At 73.9% G+C, this 12,254-nt stretch carries 11 protein-coding genes; 6 read left to right on the top strand and 5 right to left on the bottom strand.

The features are described from left to right. The first annotated feature begins 3 nt into the window (after positions 1 to 3). Positions 4 to 234 carry a hypothetical protein gene (locus ACFYOV_RS01605; protein WP_389081426.1) on the top strand — a complete coding sequence of 77 codons (231 nt, stop codon included), beginning with the start codon at positions 4 to 6 and terminating at the stop codon, positions 232 to 234. A gap of 188 nt (positions 235 to 422) precedes the next feature. Here ACFYOV_RS01605 and ACFYOV_RS01600 read toward each other — a convergent pair whose 3' ends face one another. Beyond that, positions 423 to 1,025 carry a hypothetical protein gene (locus ACFYOV_RS01600; RefSeq protein ID WP_389081423.1) on the bottom strand — a complete coding sequence of 201 codons (603 nt, stop codon included), beginning with the start codon at positions 1,023 to 1,025 and terminating at the stop codon, positions 423 to 425. Between the two features lie 175 nt (positions 1,026 to 1,200). On the opposite strand from ACFYOV_RS01600, the gene npdG reads away from it, so the two are divergent. Continuing rightward, positions 1,201 to 1,914, top strand: a complete 714-nt coding sequence (gene npdG, locus ACFYOV_RS01595; RefSeq protein WP_389081421.1) for an NADPH-dependent F420 reductase — start codon at positions 1,201 to 1,203, stop codon at positions 1,912 to 1,914. Positions 1,915 to 1,975: 61 nt separating this feature from the next. Then, complete coding sequence (locus ACFYOV_RS01590; protein WP_389081418.1) at positions 1,976 to 2,164, top strand: hypothetical protein; 189 nt, start codon at positions 1,976 to 1,978, stop codon at positions 2,162 to 2,164. Between the two features lie 6 nt (positions 2,165 to 2,170). Here the strand turns inward: ACFYOV_RS01590 and ACFYOV_RS01585 are convergent, their stop codons facing one another. Further along, the gene (locus ACFYOV_RS01585; protein ID WP_389081416.1) at positions 2,171 to 2,971 is read right to left on the bottom strand and encodes a site-2 protease family protein; all 801 of its coding nucleotides are present in this window, start codon (positions 2,969 to 2,971) and stop codon (positions 2,171 to 2,173) included. A 111-nt stretch (positions 2,972 to 3,082) separates the two neighbouring features. On the opposite strand from ACFYOV_RS01585, the gene ACFYOV_RS01580 reads away from it, so the two are divergent. Together ACFYOV_RS01580 and ACFYOV_RS01575 are read left to right on the top strand one after the other, a co-directional pair. Next, on the top strand, positions 3,083 to 3,844 hold the full coding sequence (locus ACFYOV_RS01580; RefSeq protein ID WP_389081413.1) for a DUF6578 domain-containing protein: 762 nt from the start codon (positions 3,083 to 3,085) through the stop codon (positions 3,842 to 3,844). A gap of 325 nt (positions 3,845 to 4,169) precedes the next feature. Continuing rightward, positions 4,170 to 7,523, top strand: a complete 3,354-nt coding sequence (locus ACFYOV_RS01575; RefSeq protein ID WP_389081411.1) for a BTAD domain-containing putative transcriptional regulator — start codon at positions 4,170 to 4,172, stop codon at positions 7,521 to 7,523. Between the two features lie 18 nt (positions 7,524 to 7,541). On the opposite strand, the gene ACFYOV_RS01570 is transcribed toward ACFYOV_RS01575, so the two are convergent. From ACFYOV_RS01570 to panB, 3 genes are all read right to left on the bottom strand, one after another. After that, complete coding sequence (locus ACFYOV_RS01570; RefSeq protein ID WP_389081408.1) at positions 7,542 to 8,363, bottom strand: ABC transporter permease; 822 nt, start codon at positions 8,361 to 8,363, stop codon at positions 7,542 to 7,544. Further along, complete coding sequence (locus ACFYOV_RS01565; RefSeq protein ID WP_389081406.1) at positions 8,360 to 9,379, bottom strand: ATP-binding cassette domain-containing protein; 1,020 nt, start codon at positions 9,377 to 9,379, stop codon at positions 8,360 to 8,362. Before ACFYOV_RS01565 ends, ACFYOV_RS01570 begins: the two co-directional genes overlap by 4 nt. 175 nt (positions 9,380 to 9,554) lie before the next feature. Then, positions 9,555 to 10,430: a 3-methyl-2-oxobutanoate hydroxymethyltransferase gene (gene panB, locus ACFYOV_RS01560; protein WP_389081403.1), complete on the bottom strand. Its 876-nt coding sequence runs from the start codon at positions 10,428 to 10,430 to the stop codon at positions 9,555 to 9,557. Between the two features lie 213 nt (positions 10,431 to 10,643). Here panB and ACFYOV_RS01555 point away from each other — a divergent pair, with 213 nt between their 5' ends. Then, positions 10,644 to 12,233 (top strand): MFS transporter, encoded by a 1,590-nt coding sequence (locus tag ACFYOV_RS01555; protein WP_389081401.1) that lies wholly within the window; start codon positions 10,644 to 10,646, stop codon positions 12,231 to 12,233. Positions 12,234 to 12,254: the final 21 nt, after the last annotated feature.

Here is a 12,254-nt window from a genome sequence, read left to right as displayed (position 1 = left end):
GTCATGCCCCTGTTCAAGAAGCGGACGGTCGGAAAGCCGGGCGAGTGGTACTACTGCCTGGAGCACAAGAAGGTCGAGGAGGGCCCGGACTGCCCCGGCAAGGACCGCTTCGGCCCGTACGCGAGCCGCACGGAGGCCGAGCACGCGATGGAGACGGCCCGCGAGCGCAACCTCCAGTGGGAGAACGACCCCAAGTGGCACGACGCCCCCGCGGGCGAACGGGACGCCGACTGACCGCACCACCCCTGGGCGCCGGCTGACCGCACCGCCCCTGGGTGCCGGCTGACCGCACTGCCCCCGGGCGCCGGCTCCGCGCCGCTCCCGCCCCGTGCGCCGACGACGACGCGATTTCCGCGGCCCACCGCCGCGGGGCGACCGTCGCGGGGCGCCGGGGAGGGCGCGCGTCCCGGCGCCGGCCCGCGTCACCAGCGGGTCGGAGGCGGTGCCGTCAGGAGGTCGGCCAGGCGCGACAGCCGGTCGCGGAAGCGGCGGCGGCCGCGGGGAGCCGGCAGGGCGTTCTCCCCCGCCGCCGCGCTCACCAGGTGCTGCACCGAGTCCAGGTCCAGCTCGGAGCCGTCCGGGACGGCCAGGGTCTCGTGGGCCATCGCCGGGAGCGCGCCCTCGCCCGGGCCCAGGGCCAGGACCGTCGCACCCGCCCGGCGGGCGTCCGACACGCGCTCCAGCAGCGGGTCGGCGGGCCCGTCGGGCGCCACCACCAGCAGCGTCTCGCCCCGCCGCGCCGCCTCCAGCCGTCCCAGCCCGACCGCCAGATGGGCCGGGTCCGAGGGGCGGGCGTCGTGCCGGACCAGCGTCGGCGCCAGCTCCGGCGTGCCCGACCAGGCGGCCTCGTCCACCAGGTGCGCCGCCAGGTGCCACGGCTCGTAGTCCCGCGTGCCCACCAGCAGCAGCCCGCCGCCGTGCGACACCACCGACCCCCGCAGCGCCCCCGCGAACCGCCGGGTGGCCCCCAGCCACTCGGTGCCGGCGAGCACTTCCCGCAGCAGCGCGACCCGTACCGCATCCATACGGCCGCATCCTGCCCCAACCCCCAGGGGCCGCACCGGGCGTTCGGCGCGCATTCGCCCCATCCGGGCACGGCGGGCGCATCCGTACGAAGTCCCACCGGGGCCGCGTGGGCCCCGCCCGTGACGGGGCTCACGCGGCCCCGAAAGCCCGGCCGGGCGGACGTAGAGTCGGCGCATGACCTCAACCGACAGCGCACAGCAGCCCGTCAAGGCCCCCGCCAAGGACCCCTGGGACCTGCCCGACGTCTCCGGGCTCGTCGTGGGTGTGCTCGGCGGGACCGGGCCGCAGGGCAAGGGCCTGGCCCTCCGGCTCGCCAAGGCCGGCCAGAAGGTGATCATCGGCTCCCGCGCGGCCGAGCGCGCCCGGTCCGCCGCCGAGGACCTCGGTCACGGCGTCGAGGGCGCGGACAACGCCGAGACCGCCCGCCGCGCCGACATCGTGATCGTCGCCGTGCCCTGGGACGGACACGCCAAGACGCTCGAGTCCCTGCGCGAGGAACTCGCCGGCAAGCTGGTCGTCGACTGCGTCAACCCGCTCGGCTTCGACAAGAAGGGCGCCTACGCGCTCCAGCCCGAGGAGGGCAGCGCCGCCGAACAGGCCGCCGCGCTGCTGCCGGACTCGCGGGTCACCGCCGCCTTCCACCATCTGTCCGCGGTCCTCCTCCAGGATCCGAAGATCGACGAGATCGACACCGACGTCATGGTGCTCGGCGAGGAGCGGGCCGACGTGGAGATCGTGCAGGCGCTGGCCGGCCGGATCCCCGGCATGCGCGGCGTCTTCGCGGGCCGGCTCCGCAACGCCCACCAGGTGGAGGCGCTGGTCGCCAACCTGATCTCCGTCAACCGCCGCTACAAGGCACACGCCGGGCTCCGCGTCACCGACGTGTGAACCGATGGGGGACACTGGTCGCCGTAGCAGTGTCCCCCGCCCCCCGGAAGGAGCCGACGCCATGCCCCGCCTCGCCCTCTACGCCCTCGCCGTCTGCCTGCTCGCCGTCACGGCGGCCGTCGTCTCCTTCGTGCGCGACAGTGTCCTCATCGGCGTCGTGTGGGTGCTGCTGGCGGGCCTGTCGTCCAACATGACCTGGTACTACCTGAAGCGGGGCCGCGCGGCGCAGAACGACGGCGCCGCCGGCTGACCGGCCTCACGAGCCGGCCGAGCACAACTCGTTCGTCCCCCGCCAGAAGCGGAACAGCTCGAAACCGCAGTACGTGTCGACATCGCGGACGCCCAGCGCCTCCAGCAGCGAGTCGACCACCCCGAAGAACGCGCCGTTCACCGCGGGCACCCACAGCAGCGCGAACACGAACAGCAGACCGAACGGGGCGAACGGCTCCACCTGGCGCCGCACGCCGTACGACAGCCAGGGCTCGATCACCCCGTAGCCGTCCAGCCCCGGCACCGGCAGGAAGTTCAGGATCGCGGCCGTCACCTGGAGCAGCGCCAGGAAGGCCAGCGCGAACCGGAAGTCCGCCGGCACGCCGTCCAGCGCGTCCAGCCAGAACGGCGCCGTGCAGACGATCGCGAACAGGACGTTCGTCAGCGGACCCGCCGCCGAGATCAGGCTGTGCCGCCACCGGCCCCGGATCCGCCCCCGCTCGATGAACACCGCGCCGCCCGGCAGACCGATCCCGCCCATGATCACGAACAGCACGGGCAGCACGATGCTCAGCAGGGCGTGCGTGTACTTCACCGGGTTCAGCGTGAGATAACCCTTCGCGCCGACCGAGATGTCGCCGCCGTGCAGGGCGGTGCGGGCGTGCGCGTACTCGTGCAGGCACAGCGAGACGATCCAGGCGGCTGTCACGAAGAGGAACACGGCCACCCCGGGCTGCGCGGCGAACCCGGTCCAGGCGGCCCATCCGGTGACCGCCGTCACGGCCAGGATCCCGACGAAGACGGGACTGACCCGCCGGTCGCCGGGGCGGGTGGTGGCGGTGGTCATGGGGCTCCCTGGACTCTCGGGCAGACGGGGGACTCGTGGGACTGCCCGACCGTACCGGGCGCACCGGGAAAACGTCTCGCGCGGGCCGCCGGTTCCGGCGAGGGTGGGGGCATGGGGCTTTGGCACGTGTTCTACGACAACTGGCAGATGGAGTGCTGCGGGGAGCCGTTCGCGGTGGGCGACGAGGTGAGCTGGCCGCTGCTGCTCAGCGGCGCCGACGACGTCCTCGGCGGCGGCTGGCGCGATCAGCTCACGAAGATCACCGGCCCGGTGGAGGCGCTGACGGACGGGGTGGGTGTGATGCGACTGGTGCGGGACGAGTACGGGCCCACGGTCGCCCTGTCCGGCGGTTCCTGCGACGACGAGCCGGGGGAGTGGGACGAGGTCGGCCCTGGGGGCCGGATCCGGGCGGTCGGCCTGCTCAAGGTGGAGCAGCACTCCGGCGCCTGGCCGGAGACCGAGGGGCGGGTGCGGGCCGTGCAGCTGCTCACCCAGGTCTTCACCGAGACCGCGCCCGGTTCGCGGGCGTTCGAGCCGGTGGCCCGGGAGCGGTCGCTGCGGCCGGTGGAGCGCTGCCCCAAGTGGTTCGCCGACCGCAGGGACACGCCGGGCCCCGACGGACGGGCACGCCGCCGGGTGGACTCGGCCGCCGTGGTGACCCTGGAGGTCCCCGGCACCGACTCCTGGCTCTCCCACGCCGTCCGTGAGGCCCGGGGCATCCCGCACCAGGGGGCCCGCCCCGGAGCGGAGACCGCGGACCTGCCGCCCGCCGACCTGACGGCCCTGCTGGAGACCCTGAGCACGACCCGCCCCGGCCCACCACTCCGGAACGGTCCGGCAGGACACCGCCGTACGCGACAAGACCCACGTTGAGCCGTGCGGCAGAAGCGGACGTACGCGGGCGGCGGGCGGCGCGGGTACGGGTTCGGGCTGGACGCCCTCGACCCGTACCTCGTCGGCTGTCTGCCCCAGATCCTGGCCGCCGCCCTCCGGCCTGACCGGCCGCCACGGCATCGCGCTCTTGAGTATCGTGCCGGGGGCACCTCGGGGCCGGGTTTCGTGACCGCACTGGTGACGCAGGGACGGCTGGAGGCGTCGGCCGGCCCGAACGGAGACCACCGGCCCGCGCTGCCCTGTCGCCCCCACCGTGGGGCCGCCCCGCGGAGGCGTCGGCCGGCCCTTCTCACCACCGGAGACAATGGACCCCGTGCGTTATCGCATCCTCGGTACCACTCAGGCACTCCGCACCGACGGCACCCCCGTACGCGTCGGTGGGGCGCGGTTGCGTGCGCTCTTGACCGTGCTCGCCCTGCGGCCCGGCCGCGCGGTGCCGGTGAGCGTGCTGGTCGACGAGGTCTGGGAGGCCGACCCGCCGGCCGACGCGACCGGGGCGCTCCAGGCCCTGGTCGGGCGGCTGCGCCGGGCGCTCGGCGCGGGCGCGGTGGCGTCCGTCGAGGGCGGCTACCGCCTCACCGCCCCGCCCGACGACATCGACCTGCACCGTTTCGAGCGGCTGGCCGGTGAGGGCCTGCGCGCCCTGGCCGACGGCGACCCCGCCAAGGCCGGCGCGGTGCTGGACCACGCCCTCGCCCTGTGGCACGGGCCCGCGCTCGCCGACCTCCCCCACCGCACCGCCGAGGCGGCCCGCCTGGACACCCGGCGCCTGGACGTCCTGCGCGCCCGGCACACCGCCGCCCTCGCCCTCGGCCACGCAGAACAGTCCCTTCCCGAGCTGACCGCCCTGTGCGACAGCCACCCCCTCGACGAATCCCTCCAGGCACTTCGGCTGCGCGCCCTGCGCGACGCGGGCCGCACCGCCGAGGCCCTGGCCGCCTACGAGGACGTGAGGCGCCTGCTGGCCGACCGCCTCGGCGCCGACCCGGGCGCCGAACTACGCGCCCTGCACGCCCAACTGCTCCAGTCGGAGCCCCCGCCCCCGTACCCCGGCCCCCCTTCCGCGCGCCCGCCCTTCACCGCCGGTCCGCCGAGGTCCCCCGCCCCGGGGACCTCCGGCGCCCCGGAGCCGTCCCGCGCCCCGCGCCCCGGGAATCTCCGGGCCCGGCTGACCTCCTTCGTCGGGCGGGAGGCCGACATCGAGACGATCCGGCAGGACCTGGCCGCCGCCCGCCTGGTCACCCTGCTCGGCCCCGGCGGCTCCGGGAAGACCCGGTTGTCGCAGGAGGCCGCCGAGACCGTCCGCCCGCTCGCACCGGACGGCGTGTGGCTGGCCGAGCTCGCCCCGCTCGACGACCCCGACGCCGTCCCCGAGGCGGTGCTCACCGCCGTGGGAGCCCGCGAGACCGTGCTCCACGGCGTCGGCGCCGAGACCATGCGGGCGGTCACCGACCGGCCCGCCGACCCCGTGGACCGCCTCGCCGAGCACTGCGGCCGGCGCCGCATGCTGCTGATCCTGGACAACTGCGAGCACGTCGTCGAGGCCGCCGCCCGGCTCGCCGAGACCCTGCTGGAACGCTGCCCCGGCCTCACTGTCCTCGCCACCAGCCGCGAACCCCTCGGCGTACCGGGGGAGTTGCTGCGTCCGGTGGAGCCGCTGCCCGAGCCGGTCGCCCTGCGGCTGCTGGCGGACCGGGGGGCCGCCGCGCGCCCGGGCTTCCGCGTCGACGCCGACGAGGACACCGCGGCGGCCTGTGCCGAGATCTGCCGTCGCCTCGACGGCCTGCCCCTGGCGATCGAGCTCGCCGCCGCCCGGCTGCGGATGCTCACCCCGCGCCGGATCGCGGACCGGCTCGACGACCGCTTCCGCCTGCTCACCTCCGGCAGCCGCACCGTCCTGCCCCGCCAGCAGACGCTCAGGGCCGTCGTCGACTGGTCCTGGGACCTGCTCGACGAGGACGAACGGGACGTGCTGCGCCGCCTGTCGGTGTTCGCCGGTGGCTGCGACCTCGCCGCCGCGGAGGCCGTGTGCGGACCGGCCGCCTTCGACGCGCTCGGCTCCCTGGTCGACAAGTCCCTGGTGGTGGCCGCACCTTCGGGCGACGGCGAGATGCGCTACCGGCTCCTGGAGACCGTCGCCGAGTACGCGGGCGAGCGCCTGGACGAGGCCGGCGGCCGCGCCGACGCCGAGCACGCCCATCTGACGTACTACCGCGAACTCGCCCGCACCACCGACCCGTTGCTGCGCGGCCCCGACCAGCTCGCCGCCATCGAACGGCTGGAGCGGGAGTACGAGAACCTGCGCACGGCCCTGCGCCACGCCCTCGCCCGGCGCGACGAGCAGGAGGCACTGTGCCTGACGCTGTCGCTGGCCTGGTACTGGCAGATGCGCGATCTGCGCATCGAGGCCCGCACCTGGTGCCGCGAGGTCATGGCCCTCGGCCCGGACCCGTTCGCCGAGCCGGTCCGCCCCGCCGCCCCCCTGTGGAGGCGCTGCACCGACGACCCGCTCCCGATGACCGGCGAGGTACTCGCCGAGGCCCGGCGTGGTGTCCACCTGGCCCACATGGCGTGCATGGACACCGAGCTGGACGACTGGCAGACCCCCGAGGCGCAGCACCGGCTGCGCGTCATCGCCACCGCCTACGAGCCCGGTCTGCCGCAGGCCTGCCGCCCGCCGGGCATGCTCTGGTCGTTCGCCGTGATGCTCACCGGCGACATGGACCGGCTGCGCCGGGTCGTCGACGCGGCCGTCCGCACCTGCCGGGAGACGCCCGGGTTCGAGTGGGAACTGGCCTCCAACCTCCAGATGCGCGCCAACCTCCTCGCCAACCGCAGCGACTGGGCGGGCGACGCGCGCCGCGACGCCGACGAGTCCCTGGAGATCTACCGGCGCATCGGTGACACCTGGGGCGCCGCCGAGGCCCTGTCCGCACGCGGTGAGGCGTGCGAGAACGCCGGTGACCACCGTTCGGCCGCCCGCCAGTACGAGGCGGCCATCGAACTCGCCGAACGCCTCGGCGCCCGCGCCCAGGTGGCCGTGCTCAACGCCCGCCTGGGCAGCGCGCTGCTGGAGATCGGCGACGACGAACGCGGCGAACGGCTGCTGCGCGAGGTCATCGACACCACGCGCTGCGGGCACAACGAGGCCCTGCCCGCCGCCCGGCTGTTCCTGGCCGGCTGGCTGGGGGTGACCGGCCGGACCACCGAGGCACGGGAGCAACTGCGGGCGCTCCGCGAGGAGTTCCGCATCGCGCACTACGCCGTCTTCGACGCGTTCATCCTCGGCGCCGAGGGCTGGATGGACGTGGTCGACGGGCACGAGGACAAGGCGCTGGCCACCCTGCGCGAAGCGGTGGACCGGGCCGCCGAACCGCTGGCCGCGGCCATGGCGCCGAACATGCGCCCGGCCTACCTGGTCATGGGCGCCGCGGCCCTCGCCGTCCTCGACGGCGGCCACCGCGCGCGGGACGCCGCCCGCTGCCTGGGCGCCGCCGACGGCGCACTGCTGGACGGCCACGTCGCCTCCCGCATCGAACGCGAGGCACGCGACCTCGCCGAACGGCGGACCAGGGCCGCCCTCGGCGACACCGCCTACGAAGCCGCGTACGCCGAGGGCGGCGGCCTCACCGCGGAGGAGGCCGCCGCCCTGCTGTGACCCGCACGGGCGGGCCCGTCAGCTCTTGGTCCGGAACTTGTGGATTGCGATCGGCGCCATCACCGCCGTGATCGCCACCGACCAGCCCAGCGTCATCCACACGTCGTCGGCGACCGGGCCGCCCACCATCAGCCCGCGCGCGGCGTCCGCCAGCGAGGACAGCGGGTTGTAGTCGGTGAAGGTCTGGAGCCAGCCCGGCATCGACCGGGGCGGAGCGAAGATCGACGAGCCGAACTGGAGGGGCATCAGCACCAGGAAGCCCATCGCCTGCACCGACTGCGCGTTCTTCATCACCACTCCCAGCGTGAGGAAGATCCACATCAGCGCCGAGCCGAACACCGCGGACAGCCCCACGGCGGCGAACAGCCCCGTCCAGCGGGTGATGTCGAAGCCGACCAGGACGCCGACCACCATGAGGATCGCGGTGGCGATCAGCATCCGCATCAGCTCCACCGCGATCTTGGCGAAGAGCACCGAGCCACGGCCGATCGGCAGCGACCGGAACCGGTCCATCACCCCGGTGTTGAAGTCCTGGTTGAACCCGGTGCCCACCCCCTGGGCCATGTTCATGCCCATCATGGCCATCAGTCCGGGCACGATGTAGTGCACGTACTCCTCCTGACCGCCGCCCAGCGCCTGGCCGATGGAGCCACCGAAGACGTACACGAACAGCAGCGTGAAGACGACCGGGAACAGCACCGCGTCGAACATCGACTCCGGGTCCTGCCGGATCCACAGCAGGTTGCGGCGCACAAGCGCCCCGGTGTGGCGCAGATGCCCGCGCAGCGGGATCCGGGCGTCCGCGGCGGGGCCGGCGGTGGCAGTGGTGGTGGCGCTCATACGGCGACCTCCTCGCGGGTGTCGGCGGGCACGCTGTCCTGCGGGACACCGGCACGGTGGCCGGTGAGGGAGAGGAACACCTCGTCCAGGCTGGGCAGTTCGGTGGTGATGGAGGCGAGGGTGATGCCCCGCGCGGTGACCGCGCCGACCACGGCGGTCAGCTGCTCGTCGCTGAGGACGGGGACGAGCACCGCGCCGCGCTCGGCGTCCACGGTCGTGGTGGCGAGCCCGGTGATGCCCAGGGCGTCCAGGGCGTCGGCCAGCGGTCGCAGCCGGCGCGGGTCGGCCGGGCGGATCCGCAGGGTGCGGCCGCCGACCCGGGCCTTCAGCTCCTCGATGCCACCGCCGGCGACGACCCGGCCGCGGTCCACGACGGTCAGCTCGGTGGCGAGCTGCTCGGCCTCCTCCATGTACTGGGTGGTCAGCAGCACGGTCACCCCGTCACCGACCAGCCGCTCGACCTCGTTCCACACCTCGTTGCGGGTGCGGGGGTCCAGACCCGTGGTCGGCTCGTCCAGGTAGAGCACGGCCGGCCTGCCGATCATGGAGGCGGCCAGGTCCAGCCGGCGCCGCATCCCGCCCGAGTAGGTGGCGGCCGGGCGCCGTGCCGCCTCGGTCAGCGAGAACCGCTCCAGCAGTTCGTCGGCGCGGACCCGGGCCTCCTTGCGGGTCAGGTCGAGCAGCCGCCCGATCAGGTACAGGTTCTCCCAGCCCGGCAGCTTCTCGTCCACCGAGGCGTACTGCCCGGTCAGCCCGATCACCCGGCGCAGCTGCCGCGGCTGGCGCACCACGTCGTACCCGGCGACGGTGGCCCGTCCGGCGGTCGGCGCGAGCAGCGTGGACAGGATCCGCACCAGCGTGGTCTTGCCGGCTCCGTTCGGCCCGAGCACCCCCATCACGGTGCCCTCCCGCACGTCCAGGTCGACCCCGTCCAGCGCCTTGGTCTCCCCGTAGTGCTTGACCAGCCCCCGCACGGTGACGGCCGCCCCACCGGCTTTCTTCTCGATTCGCGTCATGCCCCCGACGTTGCCGGATCCGCCCGACGAACCACCGACATGCACCGAGACCGCCGACGGACCACCGACGGATCACCGACGGACCACCGACACCACCGGCAGACCGGAGGCACACAGGGCGCCGGCCCCGCCGACGGGGGACGATCGGCGGGGCCGGCGGTGGTGCGGCGGTGGCTCAGTGGACGGAGTGCTCCTCCTGCGGGAACGTCCCGCCGACGACGTCCTCGGCGAACGCCTTCGCCGCACCGCTCATCACCGCGCGCAGGTCGGCGTACTGCTTGACGAACTTCGGCACCCGCCCGCCGGTCAGCCCGAGCATGTCGGTCCACACCAGCACCTGCGCGTCCGTCTGCGGCCCGGCCCCGATCCCGACCGTCGGGATGTGCAGCACACGGGTGACCTCGGCGGCCAGCTCGGCCGGCACCAGCTCCAGCACCACCGCGAACGCGCCCGCGTCCTGCACGGCCTTGGCGTCCCGCAGCAACTGCTGGGCGGCCTCCTCGCCGCGGCCCTGGACGCGGTAGCCCATGGCGTTGACCGACTGCGGGGTGAGGCCGATGTGCGCCATCACGGGGATGCCGGACTCGACCAGCAGCCGGATCTGCTCGTGCGACCGCTCGCCGCCCTCCAGCTTCACGGCCTGCACCCCCGCCTCCTTGACCAGCCGGGTCGCCGAGCGCAGCGCCTGCACCGGGCCCTCCTGGTACGAGCCGAAGGGCAGGTCGCCCACGATCAGGGCGCGCCGGGTGCCGCGCACCACCGCGGCGGACAGCATGGTCATCTCGTCGAGGGTGACGGGCACGGTGGTGTCGTACCCGAGGTGGCAGTTGCCCGCGGAGTCGCCGACGAGCATGACCGGGATGCCGGCCTCGTCGAAGACGGACGCGGTCATCGCGTCGTAGGCGGTGAGCATGGGCCACTTCTCGCCGCGCTCCTTGGCGGCGGCGATGTCGCGGACGGTGATGCGGCGCGTGCCCTTGCCCCCGTACAGCGCCTTGCTGCCGTCGGAGGGACCTGACGTCACGGTCTGGGCAGCCGAAAGCTGCGTCATTGCAACGGCTCCTAACACGTCATCTCGAGGCGCCCTGACGGCGTCCCCGGACCACGTCCATGGTGGCACCTCGGCCGGGCGAGGGCCAGGGGACCCCCTGTGAGTTCGGTCCTGCCCCGGTCACGTCGCGCCGGGGCAAGGTCTCGGCAAAGGGTTGCGATACGAGACGGTCTCGTATCGAAATTTCCGGGCAGTGTGCCTAGGCTGGACCGCATGACCACTCCCGCCGCTCCCGCCCCCCGGACCCCGGAAGCCGTGCACCGGCGCCGCTGGGCGATCCTCGGCGTGCTGATGCTGAGCCTGCTGATCGTCGTCCTGGACAACTCGATCCTGAACGTCGCCATCAAGACGATCTCCACCCCCGCACCCACCGGTCTGGGCGCCACCCAGAGCGAGCTGGAGTGGGCGATCAACTCCTACACGCTCGTCTTCGCGGGCCTGCTGTTCACCGCGGGACTGCTGGGCGACCGGCTGGGCCGCAAGAAGGTGCTGATCGGCGGCCTCGCGGTGTTCGGGATCGGCTCGGCGCTGGCCGCGTTCTCCGGCTCGCCGACCCAGCTGATCGGCTTCCGCGCCCTGATGGGCCTGGGGGCCGCGTTCGTCATGCCGGCGACGCTGGCCGTGCTGATGAACGTCTTCGAGCGCGACGAGCAGCCGAAGGCCATCGGCATCTGGGCGGGCGGCGTGGGCCTGGCCATCGCCATCGGCCCCATCACCGGCGGCGCGCTGCTCGACCACTTCTGGTGGGGCTCGGTCTTCCTGATCAACGTGCCGATCGTGCTCCTCGCGGTCGGCCTGATGCTGTGGCTGGTGCCCGACTCCCGCGACCCCGATCCGGGCCGGATCGACCCGGTCGGCGTCGTGCTGTCCGTCGTCGGCCTCGTCCTGCTGGTCTACGGCATCATCAAGGGCGGCCAGCTCGCCGACTTCACCGACGCCACCGTGCTGTCGACCACCGGCGTGGGACTCGCCGTACTCGTGCTGTTCGTGCTCTTCGAGAAGCGCAGCGACCACCCGTCCATCGACGTGCGCTATTTCAGGAACAAGGTCTTCTCCGCCGCGATCGCCGCCATCGCGCTGGTCTTCTTCGCGCTGATGGGCGTGACCTTCTTCGCGGTGTTCTACACCCAGAGCGTGCGCGGCTACTCCCCCCTGGAGACCGGTCTGCTGATGCTGCCGCTGGCCGCCGCGCAGATGATCTTCGCCCCACGGGCCCGTCTGCTCGTGGACCGCTTCGGCAACCGGGCCACCACGACCGGCGGCATGCTGGTCCTGGCGGCGACGCTCGCCGCGTTCGCGGTCCTCGACGCGCACACCCCGATCTGGATCCTCGAGGCCGTCTTCTTCCTCATGGGCGCCGGCATGGCGCACATCATGACGCCGGTCAGCGTCGTCATCATGCAGGCCCTGCCGCGTGAGAAGGCGGGCTCGGCCTCCGCGCTCAGCAACACCTTCCGCCAGGTCGGCGGCGCCCTCGGCATCGCGGTGCTCGGCTCTGTGCTCTCCACCGCCTACCGCCTCGGCATCGAGGACGAACTCGCCCTGCTGCCGCCCGGCGCACGCCATGCCGCCGGTGAGTCCATCGAGGCCACCCTGGCCGCGGCGGACCGGATGGGCCCGCGCGGTGAGGCCCTGGTCGGCCCCGCCAACGACGCCTTCCTGCACGCGATGCACGTCACGGCGCTGTGGGGAGCGGGCATCGCCGTGCTCGGCGCGGTCGTCGTCGCCCTGTTCCTGCCGGGCCGCACACCGGCGTCCGAAGGGGGCGAGCAGGACCAGGAGTTGGTCCCGGCGGCGGAATGACGTCCCCGGGGTCCCCGGGCG

This window comes from Streptomyces sp. NPDC005931, from assembly GCF_042871235.1.
Classification (GTDB): Bacteria; Actinomycetota; Actinomycetes; order Streptomycetales; family Streptomycetaceae; genus Streptomyces.
The sequence above is the reverse complement of the archived record's forward strand: the minus strand, read 5'-3'. Positions and strand labels throughout refer to the sequence as shown.

Bases quoted from the DNA above. Each gene is read 5' to 3' on its own strand.
- panB (WP_389081403.1), bottom strand. From the start codon at position 10,430: ATGACGCAGCTTTCGGCTGCCCAGACCGTGACGTCAGGTCCCTCCGAC.
- ACFYOV_RS01555 (WP_389081401.1), top strand. From the start codon at position 10,644: ATGACCACTCCCGCCGCTCCCGCCCCCCGGACCCCGGAAGCCGTGCAC.
- ACFYOV_RS01585 (WP_389081416.1), bottom strand. From the start codon at position 2,971: ATGACCACCGCCACCACCCGCCCCGGCGACCGGCGGGTCAGTCCCGTC.
- ACFYOV_RS01565 (WP_389081406.1), bottom strand. From the start codon at position 9,379: ATGACGCGAATCGAGAAGAAAGCCGGTGGGGCGGCCGTCACCGTGCGG.
- ACFYOV_RS01580 (WP_389081413.1), top strand. From the start codon at position 3,083: ATGGGGCTTTGGCACGTGTTCTACGACAACTGGCAGATGGAGTGCTGC.
- npdG (WP_389081421.1), top strand. From the start codon at position 1,201: ATGACCTCAACCGACAGCGCACAGCAGCCCGTCAAGGCCCCCGCCAAG.
- ACFYOV_RS01600 (WP_389081423.1), bottom strand. From the start codon at position 1,025: ATGGATGCGGTACGGGTCGCGCTGCTGCGGGAAGTGCTCGCCGGCACC.
- ACFYOV_RS01590 (WP_389081418.1), top strand. From the start codon at position 1,976: ATGCCCCGCCTCGCCCTCTACGCCCTCGCCGTCTGCCTGCTCGCCGTC.
- ACFYOV_RS01575 (WP_389081411.1), top strand. From the start codon at position 4,170: ATGGACCCCGTGCGTTATCGCATCCTCGGTACCACTCAGGCACTCCGC.
- ACFYOV_RS01605 (WP_389081426.1), top strand. From the start codon at position 4: ATGCCCCTGTTCAAGAAGCGGACGGTCGGAAAGCCGGGCGAGTGGTAC.
- ACFYOV_RS01570 (WP_389081408.1), bottom strand. From the start codon at position 8,363: ATGAGCGCCACCACCACTGCCACCGCCGGCCCCGCCGCGGACGCCCGG.